Annotated in this window: 19 protein-coding genes; 9 read left to right on the forward strand and 10 right to left on the reverse strand. The window is 62.0% G+C overall.

Features of this window, described 5'->3' with window-relative positions; genetic code table 11:
- The first annotated feature begins 198 nt into the window (after positions 1–198).
- The 9 genes from ACUTQW_RS03380 (at position 199) to ACUTQW_RS03420 (ending at position 9,556) form a co-directional block, all read left to right on the forward strand.
- Positions 199–1,569, forward strand: a complete 1,371-nt coding sequence (locus ACUTQW_RS03380) for a formimidoylglutamate deiminase (protein WP_037432737.1) — start codon at positions 199–201, stop codon at positions 1,567–1,569.
- Complete coding sequence (locus ACUTQW_RS03385) at positions 1,569–2,132, forward strand: HutD/Ves family protein (RefSeq protein ID WP_020438896.1); 564 nt, start codon at positions 1,569–1,571, stop codon at positions 2,130–2,132. Before ACUTQW_RS03380 ends, ACUTQW_RS03385 begins: the two co-directional genes overlap by 1 nt.
- 230 nt (positions 2,133–2,362) lie before the next feature.
- Positions 2,363–3,349, forward strand: a complete 987-nt coding sequence (locus ACUTQW_RS03390; RefSeq protein ID WP_020438897.1) for an ABC transporter substrate-binding protein — start codon at positions 2,363–2,365, stop codon at positions 3,347–3,349.
- An 11-nt stretch (positions 3,350–3,360) separates the two neighbouring features.
- On the forward strand, positions 3,361–4,224 hold the full coding sequence (locus tag ACUTQW_RS03395; protein WP_004943418.1) for an ABC transporter permease: 864 nt from the start codon (positions 3,361–3,363) through the stop codon (positions 4,222–4,224).
- Positions 4,221–5,003, forward strand: coding sequence for an ABC transporter ATP-binding protein (locus tag ACUTQW_RS03400; RefSeq protein WP_004943421.1), 783 nt, complete (start codon positions 4,221–4,223; stop codon positions 5,001–5,003). Before ACUTQW_RS03395 ends, ACUTQW_RS03400 begins: the two co-directional genes overlap by 4 nt.
- Before the next feature lie 89 nt (positions 5,004–5,092).
- Positions 5,093–6,235, forward strand: coding sequence for a histidinol-phosphate transaminase (gene hisC / locus ACUTQW_RS03405; RefSeq protein WP_445654801.1), 1,143 nt, complete (start codon positions 5,093–5,095; stop codon positions 6,233–6,235).
- On the forward strand, positions 6,235–7,392 hold the full coding sequence (locus ACUTQW_RS03410; protein WP_020438898.1) for an alpha-hydroxy acid oxidase: 1,158 nt from the start codon (positions 6,235–6,237) through the stop codon (positions 7,390–7,392). The genes hisC and ACUTQW_RS03410 overlap by 1 nt, the downstream gene beginning before the upstream one ends.
- Positions 7,393–7,402: 10 nt before the next feature.
- The gene (locus ACUTQW_RS03415) at positions 7,403–8,497 is read left to right on the forward strand and encodes an iron-containing alcohol dehydrogenase (RefSeq protein WP_020438899.1); all 1,095 of its coding nucleotides are present in this window, start codon (positions 7,403–7,405) and stop codon (positions 8,495–8,497) included.
- Positions 8,498–8,554: 57 nt separating this feature from the next.
- Positions 8,555–9,556, forward strand: a complete 1,002-nt coding sequence (locus ACUTQW_RS03420; protein WP_004943432.1) for a LacI family DNA-binding transcriptional regulator — start codon at positions 8,555–8,557, stop codon at positions 9,554–9,556.
- A 50-nt stretch (positions 9,557–9,606) separates the two neighbouring features.
- Here ACUTQW_RS03420 and ACUTQW_RS03425 read toward each other — a convergent pair whose 3' ends face one another.
- From ACUTQW_RS03425 to ACUTQW_RS03470, 10 genes are all read right to left on the reverse strand, one after another.
- Positions 9,607–11,049 (reverse strand): glycoside hydrolase family 32 protein, encoded by a 1,443-nt coding sequence (locus tag ACUTQW_RS03425; protein ID WP_006324863.1) that lies wholly within the window; start codon positions 11,047–11,049, stop codon positions 9,607–9,609.
- On the reverse strand, positions 11,046–12,305 hold the full coding sequence (locus tag ACUTQW_RS03430) for an MFS transporter (protein WP_006324864.1): 1,260 nt from the start codon (positions 12,303–12,305) through the stop codon (positions 11,046–11,048). The genes ACUTQW_RS03425 and ACUTQW_RS03430 overlap by 4 nt, the downstream gene beginning before the upstream one ends.
- A gap of 196 nt (positions 12,306–12,501) precedes the next feature.
- Positions 12,502–13,284, reverse strand: a complete 783-nt coding sequence (locus ACUTQW_RS03435; RefSeq protein ID WP_004943439.1) for an SDR family NAD(P)-dependent oxidoreductase — start codon at positions 13,282–13,284, stop codon at positions 12,502–12,504.
- Positions 13,285–13,293: 9 nt separating this feature from the next.
- The gene (locus tag ACUTQW_RS03440; RefSeq protein WP_004943442.1) at positions 13,294–14,283 is read right to left on the reverse strand and encodes a zinc-dependent alcohol dehydrogenase; all 990 of its coding nucleotides are present in this window, start codon (positions 14,281–14,283) and stop codon (positions 13,294–13,296) included.
- Positions 14,280–15,614: a hypothetical protein gene (locus ACUTQW_RS03445; protein ID WP_004943446.1), complete on the reverse strand. Its 1,335-nt coding sequence runs from the start codon at positions 15,612–15,614 to the stop codon at positions 14,280–14,282. The genes ACUTQW_RS03440 and ACUTQW_RS03445 overlap by 4 nt, the downstream gene beginning before the upstream one ends.
- A gap of 18 nt (positions 15,615–15,632) precedes the next feature.
- On the reverse strand, positions 15,633–16,961 hold the full coding sequence (gene hisD / locus ACUTQW_RS03450; RefSeq protein WP_004943449.1) for a histidinol dehydrogenase: 1,329 nt from the start codon (positions 16,959–16,961) through the stop codon (positions 15,633–15,635).
- Between the two features lie 10 nt (positions 16,962–16,971).
- On the reverse strand, positions 16,972–17,742 hold the full coding sequence (locus ACUTQW_RS03455) for an ABC transporter ATP-binding protein (protein WP_004943452.1): 771 nt from the start codon (positions 17,740–17,742) through the stop codon (positions 16,972–16,974).
- The gene (locus ACUTQW_RS03460; RefSeq protein WP_006324868.1) at positions 17,742–18,614 is read right to left on the reverse strand and encodes an ABC transporter permease; all 873 of its coding nucleotides are present in this window, start codon (positions 18,612–18,614) and stop codon (positions 17,742–17,744) included. The genes ACUTQW_RS03455 and ACUTQW_RS03460 overlap by 1 nt, the downstream gene beginning before the upstream one ends.
- A 62-nt stretch (positions 18,615–18,676) precedes the next feature.
- Positions 18,677–19,678: an ABC transporter substrate-binding protein gene (locus ACUTQW_RS03465; protein ID WP_006324869.1), complete on the reverse strand. Its 1,002-nt coding sequence runs from the start codon at positions 19,676–19,678 to the stop codon at positions 18,677–18,679.
- A 267-nt stretch (positions 19,679–19,945) separates the two neighbouring features.
- On the reverse strand, positions 19,946–21,256 hold the full coding sequence (locus tag ACUTQW_RS03470) for an MFS transporter (protein ID WP_006320367.1): 1,311 nt from the start codon (positions 21,254–21,256) through the stop codon (positions 19,946–19,948).
- Positions 21,257–21,303: the final 47 nt, after the last annotated feature.

Below are 21,303 nucleotides of genomic sequence, written 5' to 3' on the forward strand. Positions count from 1 at the left end.
ACAGGGTCTGTTGATCCACCACGACGTTAACCTCGTCAAATAAAAAAATAATAACACCAGTTTACTGTTGATGTCGGCGTATGTATATGTATATACAACTAGGGGCCGGTTCGCCACAGCAATGCGATGGGCCTGTGCATTTTCGGATGCGTGATTCTCGCGCGTTATTAGCCGTTACATTAACAGTGGAATACTGCCATGCCTGCTTATTTTGCCTCACGCGCTCTGCTCCCTGAGGGGTGGGCGCATAACGTCCGTCTGGACGTCGATGCGCACGGTCACCTGGCTCAGGTGATTGCCGATTCAGATCCCGAAGGCTGCATTCGCCTGCACGGCGATGTGGTGCCGGGCATGCCGAACCTGCATTCCCACGCCTTCCAGCGTGCGATGGCCGGGCTGGCAGAGGTCGCGGGCAACCCGCAGGACAGTTTCTGGACCTGGCGCGATCTGATGTATCGCCTGGTACAGCGGCTGACTCCGGAGCAGGTGGAAGTTATCGCCCGACAACTGTATATCGAAATGCTCAAGGGGGGATATACCCAGGTTGCCGAGTTCCACTATCTGCATCATGGCGCCGACGGTAATCCTTACGCCGATCGCGGCGAAATGACCGGTCGGCTCAGCCAGGCGGCGCAACAGGCCGGGATCGGCATGACCTTGCTGCCGGTGCTGTACAGCTACGCCGGTTTTGGCGCCCAGCCCGCCCAGCCGGGGCAGAAACGTTTTATTCAGGATGCGGACAGCTACCTGCAACAGCAGCAGGTGATTGCCCGCCAAGTGGCGGACCAACCGCTGCAAAATCAAGGCCTGTGCTTCCATTCCCTGCGCGCGGTGGAACTGAGCCAGATGCAGCAAATCCTGGCGGCGTCGGACAGCGCCTTGCCGGTGCATATTCATATCGCCGAGCAGCAAAAAGAGGTCAACGATTGCCTGGCCTGGAGCGGTCAACGCCCCGTGGCCTGGCTGTATGAGCATATGCCGGTGGACTCGCGTTGGTGCCTGGTGCACGCCACCCATCTCGATCGCGCAGAGCTGGAGCAACTGGCGCGCAGCCAGGCGGTGGCCGGCCTGTGCCTGACCACCGAGGCCAACCTGGGCGATGGCATTTTCCCCGGTGACGCCTATCTGCACCATCAGGGGCGTTGGGGCATAGGTTCCGACAGCCACGTGTCGCTCAACGTAGTGGAAGAACTGCGCTGGTTCGAATACGGCCAACGGCTGCGCGATCAGCGCCGTAACCGCCTGACTACGCCACAACAACCGGCGGTGGCGGACGTGCTGTACCAGCAGGCATTGCAGGGCGGTGCGCAGGCCTGCGGCGCGCCAATCGGCCGTTTGCAGAGCGGCTACCGTGCCGACTGGCTGGTCCTGGATGGCGACGATCCTTATCTGGCCGCAGCGCCCGATGCCTCGATCCTCAACCGCTGGCTGTTCGCCGGCGGCAAAGAGCAAATCCGCGACGTTTTCGTCGGCGGCCGTCAGGTGATCGAGCAGGGGCGTCACGCGTTGCAACAGCAAAGCAGCGCGGAATTCCTGCAAGTACTGAAAACTTTCCAGCAGGAGGCGTGATGAGCCTGACCCGTTTTGATTTCGATTCCCTGCCGGTGACGCCCTGGCGCAACGGCGGCGGCGAAACCCGTGAGATCGCCTGCTGGCCGGCGGGGGCGCAAGACTTTGACTGGCGCGCCAGCATCGCCACCATCGCGCAGGACGGCCCATTTTCGGCATTTGACGGCATCGACCGCTCGATTACCCTGCTGGAGGGCGACGGCGTGCATTTGTTCAGCGCCGGGCACATCGATCACCGACTGTCGCAGATTGGCGAGCCGTTCGCCTTTTCCGGCGACGTGGCGTTGAATGCCACGCTGCTGGGCGGCGCCAGCCAGGATTTCAACATCATGACCCGGCGCGGGCGCTGGGCGGCCAACGTGCAGCGCATTACCGCCGGCGTGGCATTGCCGGCAGGCCACGCCGGTGTGCTGTATGTATTGCAAGGAACCTGGTCACTGGCGGGCGGCGTCGCGCTGGCTGCACGCGAGGGCGGCTGGTGGCCGGCCGAACATCACGGCGGGCAGTTGACGCCGCTGGCGAAAGAGAGCCTGGCCCTGTGGGCCGATATTCACCCGGTTTAATCCGCTCATCCGGCAGGCGGCGCCCTTGCTCCAATTAGGTGCGCCGCCTGCGCCATCATGATTCACCCGCACCCGGCATCGCCTTCCTGAAACCCGTTTCTCCGCCTCCCACGCTGCTTGCGCGTTTGGCACAGTCTTTGCTCCTGTCACTTCGCTTGTATAGACAAGACTATACAGAGCCTTTCTGGCGCCCGCGGTAGGGCGTTTTATCGGCAAGACAGGAGCACAGCATGAGCAAGGGTTTTTCCGTGAAAACGGCAATGGGAACACTTTCGATCCTGGCAGCAGCGACAGGATTTTGCGGTTTGACGGCAACGGCGGCGCGGGCGGCCGATACGCCGGTGGCGATTGGCATCTCCGGCTGGACCGGCTTCGCCCCGTTAACGCTGGCGGACAAGGCTGGGATTTTCAAAAAGCATGGCCTGGATGTCGATCTGAAAATGATCCCGCAAAAAGACCGCCATTTGGCGATCGCTTCCGGTGCGGTGCAGTGCGCCGCCACCACGGTGGAAACCTACGTCGCCTGGAACGCCAACGGCGTGCCGATCACGCAAATCGTGCAGTTGGACAAATCCTACGGGGCCGACGGGCTGGCGGTGCGCAACGGCATCAGCAGCGTGGCGCAGTTGAAGGGCAAGACGGTGGGCGTCGATGCGCCCGGCACCTCCTCCTATTTTGCGCTGGCGTGGATCCTGGACAAAAACCACATGACGCTGAAAGACGTCAAGCTGGCCACCTTGTCACCGCAGGCGGCGGCGCAGGCTTTCAATGCCGGGCAGAACGACGCGGCGATGACCTACGAACCTTACCTGTCGACGGTCCGCGACAACCCCAAACAAGGCAAAATCCTGGCTACCACGCTGGATTACCCGATGGTGATGGATACGCTGGGCTGCACGCCGGACTGGTTGAAGAAAAATCCGCAGGCGGCGAAAGCGCTGGTGGAGAGCTATTTCGACGCGCTGGACATGATCAAGGCTCAGCCGGATAAATCCTACGAAATCATGGGAGCGGCGGTGAAGTCCAGCGGCAAGCAGTTTGCCGAGTCCGCCGGCTACCTGCGTTGGCAGGATCGCGAGCAGAACCGCAAGTTCTTCAGCGGCGAAATCGCCGATTTCAGCAAAGAGGCCGCGGCGCTGCTGCTGGAAATGCGCGTGATCCGCAAACTGCCGGACATCGGCACTCTGTATGACGCCAGCTACGTAAACCAGCCATGAAGGAGTCCGAAATGAATTCACCCCTCAGTCCAGTGGCGGAACTGGAACGGGAACCTGCGGCGCTGCCGCCCGCTAAACCGCACTGGCATAACCCGATGATGGTGCCGTTGCGGCCGGTTGCCGGGCGGTTGCGCTGGTTTCTCGGCCTGGCTTTCTTCGTGCTGTTTGTGGCGCTGTGGGGGCTGGCGACCTTCACCGGGCTGGTGTCGCCGACGTTTTTGGCCGATCCGCTCACCATGCTGCGCGAAGGCGTACTGCTGTTCACCGAGTACGATTTCTCGCTGGATATCGGCATGACGGTGTTCCGGGTGCTGAGCGGCTTCTTGCTGGCGGCGGCCATTGCGGTGCCGCTCGGTATCATGATGGGTTCGTACAAGCTGGTGGAGGCGTTTCTCGAACCCTTCGTCTCGTTTTGCCGCTATTTGCCGGCATCGGCGTTTGTGCCGCTGTTGATCCTGTGGGCCGGCATCGGCGAAATGCAAAAAATTCTGGTGATCTTTATCGGGTCGTTCTTCCAGATAGTGCTGATGGTGGCGGTGACCGTCGGTGCCGCTCGGCGCGATCTGGTGGAGGCGGCCTATACCCTGGGGGCTTCCAACCGCAGCGTGGTGCGAAGGGTGCTGATCCCCGGTGCGGCCCCGGAGATTGCCGAACTGCTGCGTCTGGTGCTCGGTTGGGCCTGGACCTACGTGATTGTCGCCGAACTGATCGGCTCTTCCAGCGGCATCGGCCACATGATCGTCGACAGCCAGGCGCTGTTGAACACCGGGCAGATTATCTTCGGCATTATCGTCATCGGCTGTATCGGTCTGCTGTCCGATCTGCTGTTCAAGGCGGCTAACAAACGCCTGTTTATCTGGAGTTCTCTGCGATGAAAGCCGACAAACTCAACGTAAGAAACGTATCGCGGATCTTTACCGGGCCGCATGGCGAGCAGACGCAGGCGCTGCTGCCGGTCGATTACCAGGTGCAGGAGAATGATTTCATCACCATTCTCGGGCCTTCCGGCTGCGGCAAATCGACGCTGCTGCGCATCATTGCCGGGCTGGACAGCCCGACGCAGGGGGAAGTGTGGCTGGATGGTCAGCGGGTAGAGGGGCCGGGCGCCGATCGCGGCATGGTATTCCAGAGCTATACGCTGTTCCCGTGGCTCACGGTGGAGCAGAACATCCGTTTTGGCCTGCAGGAACGCGGTATAGGCGCGGCACAGCAGAAAGAGCGCAGCGACTATTTCATCAACAAGGTCGGGTTGCGCGGTTTTGAACGGCATTTCCCGCGCCAGCTTTCCGGCGGCATGCAGCAGCGCACCGCCATCGCCCGCGCGCTGGCCAACGATCCGAAAATCCTGCTGATGGACGAACCTTTCGGCGCGCTGGATAACCAGACGCGGGTGATGATGCAAGAGCTGTTGCTGAATATCTGGGAGGCCTCGCGCAAGACGGTGCTGTTTGTCACGCACGACATCGATGAGGCGATTTTCATGGCCAACAAGGTGGCGATTTTCAGCGCGCGGCCGGGGCGGATCAAAACCGAAGTGCCGGTCAACTTCCCGCATCCGCGCGATTACACCCTGAAAACGTCGCCGGAGTTTATGGCCATCAAGGCGCAGGTCACCGAAGAGATCCGCAGCGAAACGCTGCAAAGCCTGCACTGAGTTTCCGCCAGGCCATAGACCTTCCTGCCGACCTGGAAGGGGGGTCATGCGCTTTTTGACTTTATTGATACTCAACCCGCGAGGTGAGGATGCAAGCCATTTCTTCCGCAGCACAGGCGGTGCGCCGCCTGGCGCGCCAACAGGCGAGTTCGCTGGGCGCCTATAACGCCGGATTATCCAGCGAGGCGGTGCGCAATCGTTACGGCGTCACTGAAATTGCCCGTCTGGCGAGCAACGAAAACCCGCTTGGCGCCAGCCCTTTGGTGCAACAGGCGCTGAGCGATTTGGCTCAGCATAGCGGCATTTACCCAGACCCAAACAGCCAGGCGCTGCGGGCGGAAATCGCCGCGCTGACCGGCATTGCGCCGCAGCAGGTAGTGATTGGCAACGGGTCTGAAAACATTCTGGAAATGCTGTGTCTGGCGTTTATTAATCCGGGCGATCGGGTGGTGACCCAGCTGCCGTCGTTTGGGTTGCATGAAATCTACCCGCGCATGATGGGGGCGGAGGTGACGCTGGTGGCGGTCAATCAGGCGCTGGAGTTCGATCTGGCCGCCTGGCGGCTGGCATTGCAACGGCCGGCCAAGATGGTGGTATTCAGCAACCCGTCTAACCCGGTCGGCTGCATGCTCGGACGCGATGACTTTTTGCAATTGATCGCCGCAGTGCCGCAAGACTGCCTGCTGGTGATCGACGAGGCGTATTACGAATACTGCGCCAACCAGGCGGATTACCCGGACAGCCTGGCGCTGTTGCCGTTACAGGACCGCCCGTGGATTGTGCTGCGCACCTGCTCCAAAGCTTATGGGCTGGCCGGGCTGCGCGTCGGTTACGGTCTGGCCTGCGATGCCGAGTTGGTGGCGCTGCTGGACCGGGTGCGTACGCCGTTCAACATTAACCGGGCGGCGCAGAATGCGGCGTTGGCGGCATTGCGCGATCGGCAACATGTGGCCGACAGCGTCGCCTGGGTCAGTGAAGCGCGTGCGGCGATGGCGGCGGCGTTGCGTGCGCTGGGGTTGCAGGTGGCGCCCTCCAGCGCCAACTTCCTGTTCTTTGATTGCGGCTACCCGAGCGTGCAGATCGCCGAAGCATTGCTGGCGCACGGCATCATCGTCAAACCCTGGCGCGAAGCCGGTTATCAACGGTTCATCCGGGTTTCGATCGGCAGCGCGGCGGATAACCGGCGTTTCCTCCATGCGTTGCGACAGGTGCTGGCGGAGGCGGCGCGCTGATGAGCGGGGCGATACTTAACGTGGCGGATTTACAGCGTGCGGCGCGGTGTTATCTGCCGCGTTTCGCTTACCGTTACCTGGCGGGCGGCGCGGAAGACGAACATACGCTGCGCGGTAACCGGGTGGCGTTCGGCCAATGGCAGTTTGTGCCGCCGGTACTGCGTGACGCCAGCCGCCGTACGCTCAACATTCGGCTTTGGCAGCAGGAATTGGCGGCGCCGCTGCTGATTGCGCCCACCGGCTACAACGGCATGCTGCGCTATCAGGCGGATCTGATGCTGGCGCGCAGCGCCCGGGCGTTCGGCATTCCCTATATTCAGAGCACGGTCTCGACCGCCTCGTTGGAGGAGATTGCCGCCGACGGTCAGGGGCAGCACTGGTTCCAGCTGTATGTACTGCGCGATCGACAGGTTACCGCCGGGCTGTTGCAACGCGCTCTGGCCGCGGGCTGCAACACCCTGGTGCTGTCGGTGGATGCGGTGCATTTCGGCAACCGCGAGCGCGATCGGCGCAGTTACCGGCGGCCAATGAAACTCTCCCTCGCCAGCCTGTGCGACGTGGCGCTGCACCCTCGCTGGTTGTGGCATACCTTGCGCCCGGCGGGCATGCCCGGTTTCGGCAATCTGCAACCCTATTTGCCGGCGGAGCGGCAGCGGGGCCTGAGCGGGGCCGCTTATTTCGCCCGCGAGATGGACGCCGCGCTGAACTGGCAAACGCTGGATTGGGTACGGCAATGCTGGCCGGGCAAGCTGCTGGTGAAGGGCATTTTGCACCCTCAGGATGCCCGTCAGGCGCTCGATGCCGGGGCGGATGGCATCGTGCTGTCCAACCACGGCGGCCGCCAGCTCGACGGCAGCGTGGCCCCCATCAGCCTGTTGCCGGCGGTGCGTGCTGCCTGTGGGCCGACGGCGACGATCCTGATCGACAGCGGCTTTCGGCGCGGCACCGACGTGGTGAAAGCGCTGGCGCTGGGTGCCAATGCCGTGTTGCTCGGCCGCCCGTTGTTGTACGGCGTGGCGCTGGCTGGGCAGGCTGGCGCGACTCAGGCACTGCGGATTTTCAGCGAGGAAATTGACCGCACGCTGGCGCAACTGGGCTGTAGCAGCGTGCAGGAATTGGGGCCGCATCTGCTGCGGCCGGTGAATGAACGAGGATAAGGAGCCTGAGATGTCTTTAGCGCAAATCGCTTTCCCGGCGCGCGTGATACGCGGCGCCGGAGCATTGGAGGAGATCGGTACGCTGTGCGCCGGCTACGGTTCAAGGGCGATGCTGATTGGCGGCGCGCGTGGGCTGGCGGTTACCGAAGCGCGCATAGGCAACTGCCTGCGTGCCGCGGCGGTGGAGCGGGTTGGCTGCGAGCAGTATGGCGGCGAATGCAGTGAAACGCAGATTGCGCGGCTGGGCGCCGTGGCGCATTCAGCGGCGGCGCAGATGCTGATCGTGGCGGGCGGGGGCAAGGCCATTGATACCGGCAAGGCGGTGGGAGCGGCTTGCGGATTGCCAGTCATCACCGTGCCGACCATTGCCGCCACTTGCGCTGCCGTTACGCCGTTGACCATCCGCTATCATGACGACGGCCACTTTCGCGACATGCTGCACCTGCCGCATGCCCCGGCGGCGGTGGTGATTGACAGCCAGCTGTTGGCCGCGGCACCCGCCCGCTGGTTGGCGGCCGGGTTGGGGGATACGCTGGCGAAATGGTATGAGTATCGCGCCATCGGCCACCCGCCGGCACTGAACGGCATGGCGCTGGCGGCGCAGGCTAACAGCCGCATCTGTTACCAACTGATTGAAGAGTTCGGGGCTGCGGCCTGTCAGGCGGCGGAGCTATGCCAGGCCGACGCTGCGCTGGAGCAAGCGCTGGATGCCATCTTCCTGTTCGCCGGGCTGACGTCGGTCATGGGCAGCGGGGCACATGCCGCAGCGGCCCATGCGCTGTTTGAAGGCTTCACCGTCTGCGACAAGACGCGCAATTTTGGTCATGGTCTGTTGGTCGGTTACGGTAACCTGTGCCTGCTGGCGCTGGAACAGCGCAGCGAAGAGGAACTGCTGGCTGCGTTGCGGTTGGCGCAGGCCTGCCGGATACCGCTGCATTTGGCGGATATCGCCGACGATCTGGACAATCAAGCCATCAACGCCATTATGGCGGCGGCGGTTGAAGCGCCGGATATGGCCAACATGCCGCACCCTGTCACCGTTACCCAGCTGGCGCAAGCCATGCAGCGGGTACATGAACTGGCCGACAGAATGTGCAAAGGGTAGAGTCCGGCGTTAAGTTGTGGGATTATTTGGTTTTCCATCCTACACAGAGAAGGGCGCATGGCCTCGCTGAAAGACGTTGCAAAACTTGCCGGGGTGTCGCTGATGACAGTTTCCCGTGCCATCAACGAGCCAGGCAAACTGCGGCCAGACACCTACCAGCGCGTCAAGCTGGCGATCGACCAACTGGATTACGTGCCCGATCTCTCGGCCCGGCGCATTCGCGGCGACAGCAGCCGGGTACAGACGCTCGGCGTGCTGGCGCTGGACACCGCCACCACGCCGTTCTCGGTGGAAATGATCCTGTCGATCGAAAAGACCGCGCGCGAACACGGTTGGAACAGCTTTGTCGTCAACCTGTTCGCCGACGACAGCGCCGAACACACCATAGATTTGCTGCTGGCGCACCGGCCGGATGGGGTGATTTTCACCACCATGGGGCTGCGACAGGTCACTGTGCCGCCCAAGTTACTGGATAAAAAGCTGGTGCTGGCCAACTGCGTCAGCCAGGGAAACCGCGTTGCCAGCTACATTCCGGATGACGAACAGGGCCAGTACGACGCCATACGTGCGTTGATCGCCAAAGGCTACCGGGCGCCGCTGTGCATTCATCTGCCGGAAAACACGCTGGCGGCCGGGCTGCGCCGTCGTGGGTTGGAGCGCGCCTGGCGTGACGCGGGCGGTGACGTAGACCAACTCAAGCAATATCACCTTGATTTGAGCGACGGCGATGAGCGCTATCGCGATTGCGTGGCCTTGCTGGAACGGCATTTCGCACCGGGGCGGCGCGATTGCGATGTGGTGGTGTGCGGCAACGATCGGGTGGCGTTTATGGTGTATCAGGTGCTGTTGGCGCAGGGCTGGCAGATCCCGCAGCAGGTGGGGGTGTTGGGCTATGACAACATGGTCGGCATCGGTCAACTGTTCCTGCCGCCGTTGACCACGGTGCAACTGCCGCATTACGAACTGGGCCGTCAGGCGGCGCTGCATCTGATTAACCAGTTGGATCACTGCGAGACGGTGAAGGTGGCCTGCCCGTTGTTGCTGCGCGAATCGATGTGAACGAAACAGGGCACGACAAGCGTGCCCTGCCAGTCAGGCGCCGAGGATTATCAGGCCCAGATGCTCGCCAGTTCCCACCCCTGTAACGCTTCAAACTGTGCCTGGCCGCTTTCGGCAAACAGGCTCACGCCGCGCTGGCCATCGGTCGGGTAGATGCGGCTGGTCAGGCAGGCAACGCCCTGATTGACGAACACTTCCAGCGATGAACGGTCGATAAACAGGTTCAGCGACAGCGTGTCGCCCGCCGGCAGCGGCACGCTGCGGCAACCGCACAGACCCGGCTCCTCGCTGAAACGCTCCAACACCAGCCTGTGGGCCTGGTTGTCCACGTACAGCCGGGCGGCGTCGCCAATGGCGATACCGTAGCGTTCGGCATCGCTGGCGGCCAGATCCAACGACAGCGTCAGCTCTTGCAGGTTTTCCGCCAGAAGCTGGCGTTGGTTGCGCAGTTGCGCTGCGGCAAACCTCTGCGGCAGGCCGCGCAGCGCCGCCAACTCCCGCGCCGGGTTCATCAGCACATCGCCTTCGGCATTCAGCGTCAGTTCGCGGGGCAGGGTGAGCGCACCGGCCCAACCGTGCGCCTTGCTCGGCATCGGCGATTCCCACATGTCCATCCAGGCGAACAGCAGGCGGCGGCCGTCGGCGGCGGTGAAAGTTTGCGGCGCATAGAAATCATGCCCGGCGTCCAGCTCGCAGAAAGGTTGAGTGACGTTGAAATCGGCGCCCGGCTGCCAGTGACCGAGCAAATAGCCGCTCTGGAAGCGGTTACGGTGGCGGTACCCCTGCGCCGCCAGCCCCTGCGGCGAGAACAGCAGCACCTGTTTTTCGCCGAGCGGGAAGAAATCCGGGCACTCCCACATATAGCCCTGATGCAACGTCTGCGCGCCGTCCAGCACGCGGTCAAACTGCCAGTCACGCAGATCTTTTGAACGATAAAGCCGTGCCTGCCCGAGTCCGTTTTGTTTGGCGCCGACCACCATCCACCAGCCGTCATTCTCGCGCCAGACCTTGGGATCGCGGAAATGCTGAATCCCTTCCGGCGGTGCCAGCACCGGTCCGTGTTTGACGAAATGTACGCCGTCCTCGCTGGTGGCCAGGCACTGAACCTCGCGCACCTGATCGTCATCGCCCACTTTGTCCAACCAGACGTGGCCGGTGTAGATCAGCGTCAGCACGCCGTTATCGTCCACTGCGCAGCCGGAGAAACAGCCGTCTTTGTCGTAGTCGTCGCCGGGCGCCAGGGCTATCGGCTGGTGCTGCCAGTGCGCCAGATCCCGGCTGATGGCATGGCCCCAGTGCATCGGCCCCCAGTTTTCGTCGTAGGGGTGATGCTGATAGAACGCATGATAAACGCCGTTAATGTACACCAGCCCATTGGGATCGTTGATCCAGCCGGCGGCAGGCGCCAGATGAAACCGCGGGTAGTAATCGTCCTGACGCTGTGCGCGCAGGGTTTCGACCGCATGGTCGGCTTGAGCTAAGGCATTGTTCATTGGATTGGCTCACTTGATTTTATCGTGGATTGAAATTGAGGTGCGCGGGCGGGAGTCTCGCCGCGCAGCAGGAAGCAGGAAACCAGCGTAGTACCGGCGACGGCGCAGCCCATCAGCAAATAGGTGTCGGCAAAGCCGATGCGGTCGTAGCCGAGACCGGCCAGCGGCGCCAGAATGCCGGCGACGATCTGGCTGATAAACTGGAAGCCCACCAGATACAGCGTGGAGGACAGGCGGCTGTCGAAGCGGGTGGTGATGTATTTGAACATGGCTACCAGCAGAATCGGCAGTTCCACGGCATGCAGCAGTTTCATGGCGGAAATCATCAGCGCGCCATTGGCGAAACCAGAGCCGAACATGCGAAACGCCATCACGCTGCTGGCCAGCAGCAGGCTTTGCTTGATACCGATACGGTTGACCAGCAGCGGCGCCAGGAACATGCCACCGGCCTCCAGAAACACTTGCAGCGAGTTAAGGAAGCCGTACATGCGGTTGCCTTCCTCATGGGTCGCGAACTGCGAAGCGAAGTACACCGGGAACTGCTGGTCGAAGACGCCGTAGATGCTGGTGCCGAGCACGAACACCACCAGCGCCCAGAACCCCGGCAGGCGCAGCAACGCCAGGGCGTCCTGCAACTTCAGGTTTTCCGGTTTGCCGTATTCCAACCCGGCCATGGCGTTGGGTTTCAGCTCTCGCACCTGCCACAGCAACAGCAGGAATACCGCCGCCGAGGCCGAGGCAATCCAAAAGTTGATGTTCGGGTTGATGTTATAGATAAAGCCGGCAAAGAAGGTGGCGCTGGCCCAGCCCAGCGAGCCCCACATGCGCGCCCGGCCGAACTCGAAGCCGACGATGCGGCTGACGCGTTCGGTATAGGATTCCAGCGCGCCGATGCCGGCGTTGAACGCCAGGCTGACGAACAGGCCGCCAACCAGTGCGCCGGCCACCAGATTGGTTTGCAGCAGCGGGGCGTAAACATAGATAAAGAACGGCCCGGTGAGCAACAACAGCACGCCGACGAACAGCAGCAGATGCTTACGCAACCCGAGTTTGTCCTGAACAAACCCGTACAGCGGCTGCACGCACAGCGCCATGATCGACATGGCCGAGAAGATCAGGCCGGTTTCGGTGCCTTTCAGGCCGATTTTCTGGTTTAGCCAGATGGAGATCAGTGAAAAGCTGGCCGACCAGGTAAAAAAGAAGAAAAACAACAGGCCGCTTAGAAGCACATAATATTTTTTTGTTTCGCGGTTCATGTGAGATGCCCTGATGGATGATGTCAGCCTTATTGTTAACGTTAACCTTTGGCCAAATAAAGCCACCAACATCAGGGATTGCGATGTTAATCACAAAAGTTAACGTTAACATATTTGCGTTGTGATCGTCATCACTGGATGGATGCAAGGCGCCGGAGAGGGCGGGGTCAGGATATCGCCCCGCGCCTGCGTTTATTCAGATACTGGCCAGATAGCCGCCGTCGACATACAGGATCTGGCCGGTGATGTAGGCTGCCGCCGGGCCTGCGAGGAAAATGGCCGCACCGGTAAGGTCGCTCAGCTTGCCAAAGCGGCCTAGCGGGATTTTATTCTGCATGGACTCGCGCCAACCGTTGTCCTGGTAAAACACCTCGGTCATCGCGGTCTGAAAATAGCCTGGCCCGATGCCGTTGACCCGGATCCCGTGGGTAGCCCATTCGCTGGCCAGCGCACGCGTCATGCCTGCCAGCCCGGATTTTGACGCGCCGTAGGCGGTAGCCCCCGGCACGCCGACTTCGCTGGTCAATGAGCACAGGTTGATGATGCTGCCGCTACCCTGTTTGACCATCAGGCGCGCCGCCGCCTGCGCGCAGAAGAAAGCGCCTTTCAGGTTGGTGCCGACGATGCTGTCCCACAGCGTTTCATCCACCTCCAGCGACGGGCACAGGCGTTCGATACCGGCGTTGTTGATCAGGATATCCAGCGGTTTGCCCGCCAGCGTGGTGAAGGCGGTTTCAATCGACGCCGGGTCCTGGACATCCAACAGCAGCATTTCCGGGTGTTCTCCCCAGTTATTCAGCTGTTGCACCACCTCTTGCAGCGCGGCGCGTTGTCGTCCGGCGACGATCACTTGCGCACCGGCCTGCGCCAGCCCGATCGCCAGCGCCTGCCCAATCCCCCGCGTAGCGCCGGTGATCAGGGCACGCTTGCCGAGCAGTGAAAAGGGGGCCAGGCCCGGCGGTAAATAGGTGTTTTGCATAAATTCTCCTCAGGGAACCACCAGGGTTTTCAGCGCTCCGACGCGCCCCGCCAACAATTGCCGATAGGTATCCGGCAGGGCGTCGAGAGGGATCGGCCGGGATATCCAGTGCGCCAGTTCGCCGGCCAACTGCGGCAACAGGCTGATGGCGCTGCGTTGCTCATCGGCGAACACGCTGCAACCGATTAGCGAAATCTCGCGCTCCACCAGCCTATTGGCATCGATTGCCGCCTGCCCATGAAACAGACCGACCATGGCAATGCGGCCGCCTGGGGTGACGAGGTTAATCAGTTGATTCAATACTCCGGTAACGCCGGTGGCCTCCACCGCGTAGGCTGCCGCCAGCGGTAAGTCGTGATCCAGCTCCACCGCCTGTAGCGGCAGCACCTGGCTGAGCACTGTCAGCCGCAGCGGGTTGGACTCCGCCACCAGCAACGGGCAGCCGCGCAGATGGTGCAATAACAAGGCGACCAACCCGCCTATGGTGCCGCCACCGGCGATCAACACCGGTTCTCCGGGGGGCGGGTTCAACTGATTCACCACCCGCAGTGCCACGCCAAGCGGCTCGCTCAGGGCGGCAATCGCCGCCGGCAGGGTATCCGGTACCCGCAGCAGCCGTGAGGCCGGCAACTGCACTTGTTCGGCAAAGCCGCCGTCGCAGACTTCGCCGACAAAACCCAGCGAACGGCACAGGTTGTGACGCCCGCTTTGGCAGGCGGCACAGTGGCCGCAACCGACGCGTGAGTCGGCCACCACCCGGTCGCCAACGGCAAAGCGGCTTACTGCGCTGCCGATCGCCAACACTTCACCGCAGAACTCATGACCGGGGGTGACCGGCAGAGGACCGATCCATTGCCCGGTGCGGAAGTTATGCAGGTCGGAACCGCAAATACCGGCGGCCAGCACCCGCACGCGTACCGCATCGTCGGGCAGGGCGGACGGCGGGGCGATGTCTTCGATGCGCAGGTCGCCTACGCCATAAAAACGTGCGGCTTTCATACTTCACCGCCGAACTGCGGATCGATGGCGGTGAACCAGCGGCTGGCCACGTCCTTGCCGTCGACGGGTTCGCTGCCCAGCATCATGGCGATGGCGAAACCCAGCGCCGAGCTTTCCGGCGTATGGCCGCTGCCGCCGCCGGCGCGCAGATCGAGCACCAGCGTCGGGCAGCAGAACAGCGCCAGCCGCATCAACCGCCGCCAGTTATGCGGCAACCAGCCGCGCGTCGTCAGTTCGCTGAGCAATGGCCGCCAGTACAGCGCACCTTTGTCCTGCAGGAAGGCGGCGCGCAATGGCGTCAATTGCCAGTCATGCTCGACGATCAGCCGTTGCCCCTCCAGCCGGGCCGCCACCCGGTAATGCGTCGCGCAGCGCTGCGGTTCGTACAACCAGAACGGGTGAGCGAAAATATTGTGGAAAGTCGCTTTGATCTCCGCCAGCAGCGCCGGGATATTGCGCCCGGCGAAGGCCGGATCGAAGCTGACCAACTGCGGCGGCGGGCGATCGGTTTCGTACCATACGTTGGCGTTGTGCGCGTCGCCGTGGGCGATCACCACGCCGTGCTGCGCCAGTTCGGCCGGGGCCAACAGTTCACCGGCCTGCAACAGCAGTTCACCCAGCGTATGGCGATAGCGCACGCCGTTGATTTCCCACTGGAGGTCTTGCAATTGCGCCCAACTCAACGCTTGCTGCGCCAGTTGGAAGGTTTTGCCTACGTAGAACTGCGCCACCCGGCCGCCCAATCCCGGTGTGGCACCGGGGCTGACCAACCGGTGATGAAACAGCTGGTGGATCGGCTCGCGCGCCACCGCTGCAGGCTGGCCGATTTTCAGCGTCGGCAGCGTCATCCGCAGGATCTCCGCATCGGCACGGTGCTGGGCATCGACCACCGGGGCCATCTGCGGCCAGCTCTGTTGCAGTTCGATCTCGCGGCACACGTCGGCCAGCCGCCGGTCGTGGCGCAACCGGTACAGCAGGATCTGCCGGCCCGGCTCGCCGCAGGCATACAGCGGTACATCGACGCGGAAACCGTTGTTGCGCAGCAGCTCAGCGTTGTAATACTCCTCGATGGTGTGGTCTTCGCCTTCCTCGTGGTGATATTTAAAGAACAGACCGCGGCCGTCGGCCAATTGCAACTGGCCGTTCAGCGAGTTCAGGCTGTACTGATCGCGGTTGATGCTCAACTCGCCCACCGCCACTCCGGTGATCTCCAGCACCAGTTGGCGCAGTTTGTCCGCCGCCTGCTGCCATTCGCCGGCGTGGGTCAGCGCTCTGGCCTGCGCCGCCAAGGGTTCACCTCGGGCGGTGCGGGGAATAGGATTATCGGTCATCGTAACCTCACTGCCTGTTCAGGACTGACGATCGAGCAGGGTTTTACGCAGCGGTGACACCGCCAGCGCGTGTGCGGGGAAGCCTTCATACAGGGCAAACCCGTGCGCCTTTTCCGCCAACGCGTCGTAGCCGCTGCGGGTGACATAACCCACGGAAATACGCTTCATGTAGTCGAATACCGACAGCGGCCCGGCCACTTTGGCGGCGGCATTGGTCGGCAGCACCGCATTGGGGCCGAGCACAAAGTTGCCTAACGTCACCGGGGTGTAATTGCCCAGCAGGATTTCACCGGCGTTGCGAATTTGGCCCATCACCGCCAGCGGCTCTTCCGCCAGGATCTCCAGGTGTTCCGGTGCGTAGCCGTTAACAAACTCTACTGCGGCGGCGAAGTCCTGCGTCAGCACCACACCGCCGTGGGCACCGCACAGCACGCTTTGCGAGAAGCCGGCGCGTTTCTCGTCCAACTGCGCCCAGTAACCCGGCAGCGCGGCGATCGCCTGTTCGGCTACCCGTCGGCTGGAGGTCACCAACCAGGCGGAGGAGTCCGGGCCATGTTCCGATTCAATGATCAAGTCCAACGCCGCCAGTGCACCGTTGGCGCTGTCATCGGCCAAAATAATGCTTTCGCTGGGGCCGGCCGGCACGCCGGGATCGATCAACTGCGCCAATTGGCGTTTGGCGGCCACTACCCAGGGGCTGCCGGGGCCGACGATCTTCAGGCATTTTGGCACCGTCTCAGTGCCATAAGCCACTGCCGCTACCCCTTGCGCGCCGCCGCACTTGTAAATTTCGCGGATGCCGACCAACTGCGCCGCCACCAGCGTGGCATCGTCGACTCTGCCATCCGGGCCGGGCGGGGTGATCACCACCGGCCGGGGGACGCCGGCCACCAGCGCCGGGATCGCCGTCATCAGCAGCACGCTGGGGAACGAACCTTTGCCGCGCGGCACATAGCAGGCCACGGAATCGATCGGCAGGTGGCGATCGCCGGCAAAAGCGCCGGGCTGCATCTCTTTCAACCACATTTCTTCCGGTTTCTGCGCTTCATGAAACGCGCGGATATTGCCGGCGGCATAGGCGATAGCGGCGGTGACGGCGGGATCCAGCCGCGCCATGGCGTCGTCGAACTCGCTTTGTTCGACGCGAATCGACATGCGTTCGGCCTGCACGCCATCGAATTCCCGTGCGAAGCGCTGTAGCGCGGCATCGCCTTCACTGCGTACCGCCGCGATAATCGGCTGCACCCGTTCGATAAAGAACGACAAGTCGGCTTCGGTGCGTTGGAACAGGGCTTCCGGCAATTGCCGGCTGTGGCTGAGATCGTGAAAGGTCACTGTGTGCGACATGGGGATGCTCCTAAGCTAATTCGTGTTGGGAAGCCTGTTCCCGGATAGATTTCAGAACCTGACGTTGCAGATCGATATAGCGCGCGTCACCGCTCACTTCTTCGCTGCGCGGGCGCGGCAGATCGACCTGAAAGGTGGTATTGATTTTGCCCGGCCCCATCACCACGATGCGGTCCGACAGGTACACTGCCTCTTCGATATCGTGGGTGACAAACATCACCGTCAGGCGATGGGTTTCCCAGATGCGCGTCAGCAACAGCTGCATCTGGTGGCGCGTCATGGCGTCGAGCGCGCCGAAGGGTTCATCCATCAGCAGGATTTTCGGCCGGTAGGACAGCGCGCGGGCAATCGCCACCCGCTGTTTCATGCCGCCGGACAGTTCGTTGGGATAGGCATCGGCGAATTCGGTCAGCTTGACCAGCGCCAGGTGGTCGCCGGCGATGTCACGGCATTCGCCGCGGCCATAGCCCGCCGCCTTCAGGGCGAATTCAATATTCTGGCGGGCGGTCAGCCACGGTAGCAGGGTATAAGACTGAAACACCACGCCGCGATCGATGCCCGGCCCGCGAATGTCCACGCCGTCAACGCGCACGCTGCCGCTGTCGAAATCCTCCAGCCCGGCGGCGATCGACAGTAGGGTGCTTTTGCCGCAGCCGGAACTGCCGACCACAGAGACAAACTCGTTGTCGTGCAGCGTCAGATCGATGTCATGCAATACCTGACGCGATCGCTTACCGACCTGAAAGCTTTTGTTCAGACCGTTTAGGGTTAGGGTCGCCATTATTTACGCCTCGCGTTGTAGCGGAACAACACGCGCTCGGCGGCGCGCATCAGTTGATCGGTGATCAGCCCAAGCAGCCCCAGCAGCAGGATGTAGCCGATAATGGTGTCGGTCTGGAAAAAGCGCTGCGACACCACGATGCGGTAGCCCAGCCCTGAGGTGGAGGCCACCAGCTCCGCCAGCACCAGCCAGGTCCAGGCCCAACCGAGGCTGATGCGCAACGCATCCCAGATGCCCGGCAGCGCGCTGGGCAGCACGATCTTGAACAGGATATTGCGGTCCGGCATACCGAGCGTGCGCCCCAGGCCGACAAAATCCCCCGGCACGCGCTTTACGGTGTCGATCACCATCAGCACCTGTTGAAAGAAGGTGCCGATCCAGATGATCAGGAATTTCTGCACGTCATCGGTGCCGGTCCACAAAATGGTCAGCGGCACAAAGGCCACCACCGGCATATAGCGGACAAAATCCACCAGCGGTTCGGTGACCGCTTTGAAAAAACCGTAACAGCCGGCCAATACGCCGATGACAATGGACATCACCGACGAAATCAGGAAGGCCACCGAGATGCGGTACAGGCTGCTGCGAATATCGCTCCACAGCGTGCCGTCCTGCGTCAGGCTGACCATGCGGCGCCATACGCCGTCCAGCGTGGGCATAAAAATCGCCGGTACCGCGCCGCTGCGGGTCGCCAGCCACCAGCTCAGCAGCAGCAGCGCGAACACGGCCACGGCGATGGCGACGAACAGCCCGCGCGATGGCGTTTTGCCGATCACCATCAGCCCAAGCGGCTTGCGCCTGCGCCGCCCAGGCGGTGGGGCGTTGTTCAGATGCGTGCGCGCGTTAGGCGCATCCAGTTTTATCGAGCTCATCGGGTCTTTCCTCTGATGGGGCGTTGCGCCGGTCATAAACCGTCGGCCGGCGCTAATCCGGCTTACAGACCGTTAACGAATCGCGCGTCGATGAGGTTTTCCGGCGTGACCGGTTTGCTCACCAGCTTGGCTTCTGTGGCCGCTTTCAGCACGTGGGCGAAGGTGTGTTTGGCGAAGTGCTCGCTCAGGACCTGCTTGTTTTCCGCCAGCGAGTAGTACTTCACGCCGTCAAACGCGCTGGCCAGATCGGCCGGGCTGGCGCCAACCTGTTTGGCGATGATTGCCCGGTCCGCCGCGGTGTTGTGCTGATAATGCCGTAACGCGGCATCCCAGCTTTTAATCATGGCGGCGACCTGGCCCGGCCTGGACTTGATCACCTCGTCGCGTACTACCAGCACGTCGCTGATCAGGCCCGGATCGGACTCGCCGCTGTACAGCATTTTTACGTCGGCGTCCTGTTTCTTCGCCATGCTCAGGTAAGGTTCGTAGGTGACGGCGGCGCTGACGCGTTTGGCGATCAGCGCACTGCCTGCGGCGTCGGCAGGCATCGGCACTGGCACTATGTCACTCCATTTCATTCCGGCGGAGGCGAGGGCGCTGTGCAGCAGGATGTCGCTGGTGGTGCCTTCTTCGTATGCCACCTGTTTGCCTTTCAGATCGCTCAGCGTTTTGATGCCAGGGCCGACAATCAGCGCGTCGGCAGTTTGGCTTTGATCAAGCAGCAGCACGATTTTGACCGGCAGACCGGCGGACACCATGCCCATGGCGGTGTGGGTGGCGATATTGGCGGCATCGATCTGGCCGCTGGCCAGTGCGGCGTTGATGTCTTTATCTTCGGCGAAGTTGATGATATCCACCTTGTCCAGCCCCTGTTGTTTGAACAGCTCAAGGCTATTGGCTACGTGCCACTGGCCGTAGCCCAACCAGGGTTCAATGCCCATTTTGAAGGTGCCGGCCTCTGGCTTGGTCAGAGGTGTCTCGGCGGCGAATGCCGGGGCGGCAAGCATGCTGAGGCAGCAGGCGGTGGCGAGCACTTTTTGCAGCGTTTTTATGGGTTGCTTCATGGGGGAACCTCGTCTTTCGCACTGGTGAGTAATAGTGATGTCCGTGTCGGTAATGTCCGTCCATGTATATACAAGGTGGAGCAAGTTAAGGGCCAACTGCGAATAGTGGCGGGAATTATTTTTCAACTTATTAATAACTATAAATAATCAGTCATTTTGCTGACAGGGCGAGAGGGGCGTTGAAACGGTGACTGGGGGGATGCACTAGAACGGCGCACAAAAATTGCGCAGCGGTTCGAACTTGGGGCGCTATGCGCCCCTTCAGGATTAACGCGCGTTCAGCGAGCGCAGATGATCGTCGCGCCGCAGAGTCATCAGTGCGAACAGGCTGACCACCGAGGTGGCGACCACGTAGTAAGCCGGGATATCGAGGTTGCCGGTTTGCTTGATCAAACCGGTGATGATTAACCCCGCTGAACCGGAAAATACCGCGTTGGAGAGCGAATAGGCCAGCCCCAGACCGGTGTAGCGCACTTTGGTCGGGAACATCTCTGCCAGCATCGCCGGGCCGGGGCCGGCCAGCATCCCGACCACCGCGCCGGCGATCAATACCGCGATGCCTTTGGTCAGCAGCGAGCTTTGCGGGTCTTGCAGCAGGTGCAGCAGCGGGAAGGTGAACAGGATCACCGCGATGACCGCCGCCAGCATCACCGTTTTGCGCCCCAGCTTATCGCTGAGAATGCCGGCGGGCAGAATGGTCAGGGCGAAGCCGACGTTGGCCAGCACCGTGGCCACCAGCGCCTGCTGGAAGGTGGCGTGCAGCGAGGTTTGCAGGTAGGACGGCATCACCACCAGGAAGGTGTAACCGGCGGCGGACCAGCCCATCATGCGGCCAATGCCGATCAGAATGGTTTTCAGCATGCCGCCCAGTTTCACCTCCGGCACTTGCGCCGTTTCGCCGCCGTCTTGTTGCGCCTGTTTAAAGGTCGGCGTTTCCTGCAGTTTCAGCCGCAGCCACAGCGCCACCGCACCCATCGGCAACGCCAACAGGAAGGGAATGCGCCAGCCCCAGTCATGTAACTGTTCCGGCGTCAGCAGCGCGGCCAGCAATGCCACCAGACCTGCACCGGCCAACAGCCCGAATGCCACGGTCAGCGATTGCCAGGCGCCGTACAGCCCACGCTTTCCCTTGGGCGCGAACTCGGTCATCAGCGATACCGCACCGCCGAACTCGCCACCGGCGAACAACCCCTGAAACATGCGCAACAGCGTCAGCAGCAGCGGGGCGGCGACGCCGATAGCGGCGTAGGTCGGCATCACGCCGATCAGGGCGGTGGCCAGGGTCATCAGCAGCAATACCGCAATCAGCGTCGGGCGGCGGCCGATCCGGTCGCCGATACGGCCGAAAATCACCGCGCCGATCGGGCGGCAGAAAAATGCCAGCGCGAAGGCGGCGTAGGTGAGGATCAGACTGGTGATTTCACTTTCACCCTGCAGAGTGAAAAAATTGGCGGCAATGACGGTGGCGAGAAAACCGTAAACGCCAAATTCATACCATTCGATAAAGTTGCCGACCGAACCGGCCAGCAATGCCTGGCGTGACTGGCGTGCGTCAATAACCGTCGTTTGTACGTCCATTCCCGTTCCCGTGCGTTTGAATTGTTGTCATCCAGTTCTAAATTCAT

The organism is Serratia sp. TSA_7 (assembly GCF_052692135.1).

What these genes read in the sequence shown, in the direction of transcription:
- hisD (WP_004943449.1), bottom strand. Translation starts at nt 16,961, where the DNA reads ATGTCGCACACAGTGACCTTTCACGATCTCAGCCACAGCCGGCAATTG.
- ACUTQW_RS03415 (WP_020438899.1), top strand. Translation starts at nt 7,403, where the DNA reads ATGTCTTTAGCGCAAATCGCTTTCCCGGCGCGCGTGATACGCGGCGCC.
- ACUTQW_RS03470 (WP_006320367.1), bottom strand. Translation starts at nt 21,256, where the DNA reads ATGGACGTACAAACGACGGTTATTGACGCACGCCAGTCACGCCAGGCA.
- hisC (WP_445654801.1), top strand. Translation starts at nt 5,093, where the DNA reads ATGCAAGCCATTTCTTCCGCAGCACAGGCGGTGCGCCGCCTGGCGCGC.
- ACUTQW_RS03425 (WP_006324863.1), bottom strand. Translation starts at nt 11,049, where the DNA reads ATGAACAATGCCTTAGCTCAAGCCGACCATGCGGTCGAAACCCTGCGC.
- ACUTQW_RS03410 (WP_020438898.1), top strand. Translation starts at nt 6,235, where the DNA reads ATGAGCGGGGCGATACTTAACGTGGCGGATTTACAGCGTGCGGCGCGG.
- ACUTQW_RS03390 (WP_020438897.1), top strand. Translation starts at nt 2,363, where the DNA reads ATGAGCAAGGGTTTTTCCGTGAAAACGGCAATGGGAACACTTTCGATC.
- ACUTQW_RS03460 (WP_006324868.1), bottom strand. Translation starts at nt 18,614, where the DNA reads ATGAGCTCGATAAAACTGGATGCGCCTAACGCGCGCACGCATCTGAAC.
- ACUTQW_RS03385 (WP_020438896.1), top strand. Translation starts at nt 1,569, where the DNA reads ATGAGCCTGACCCGTTTTGATTTCGATTCCCTGCCGGTGACGCCCTGG.
- ACUTQW_RS03440 (WP_004943442.1), bottom strand. Translation starts at nt 14,283, where the DNA reads ATGAAAGCCGCACGTTTTTATGGCGTAGGCGACCTGCGCATCGAAGAC.
- ACUTQW_RS03455 (WP_004943452.1), bottom strand. Translation starts at nt 17,742, where the DNA reads ATGGCGACCCTAACCCTAAACGGTCTGAACAAAAGCTTTCAGGTCGGT.
- ACUTQW_RS03420 (WP_004943432.1), top strand. Translation starts at nt 8,555, where the DNA reads ATGGCCTCGCTGAAAGACGTTGCAAAACTTGCCGGGGTGTCGCTGATG.
- ACUTQW_RS03430 (WP_006324864.1), bottom strand. Translation starts at nt 12,305, where the DNA reads ATGAACCGCGAAACAAAAAAATATTATGTGCTTCTAAGCGGCCTGTTG.
- ACUTQW_RS03395 (WP_004943418.1), top strand. Translation starts at nt 3,361, where the DNA reads ATGAATTCACCCCTCAGTCCAGTGGCGGAACTGGAACGGGAACCTGCG.
- ACUTQW_RS03465 (WP_006324869.1), bottom strand. Translation starts at nt 19,678, where the DNA reads ATGAAGCAACCCATAAAAACGCTGCAAAAAGTGCTCGCCACCGCCTGC.
- ACUTQW_RS03400 (WP_004943421.1), top strand. Translation starts at nt 4,221, where the DNA reads ATGAAAGCCGACAAACTCAACGTAAGAAACGTATCGCGGATCTTTACC.
- ACUTQW_RS03435 (WP_004943439.1), bottom strand. Translation starts at nt 13,284, where the DNA reads ATGCAAAACACCTATTTACCGCCGGGCCTGGCCCCCTTTTCACTGCTC.
- ACUTQW_RS03445 (WP_004943446.1), bottom strand. Translation starts at nt 15,614, where the DNA reads ATGACCGATAATCCTATTCCCCGCACCGCCCGAGGTGAACCCTTGGCG.
- ACUTQW_RS03380 (WP_037432737.1), top strand. Translation starts at nt 199, where the DNA reads ATGCCTGCTTATTTTGCCTCACGCGCTCTGCTCCCTGAGGGGTGGGCG.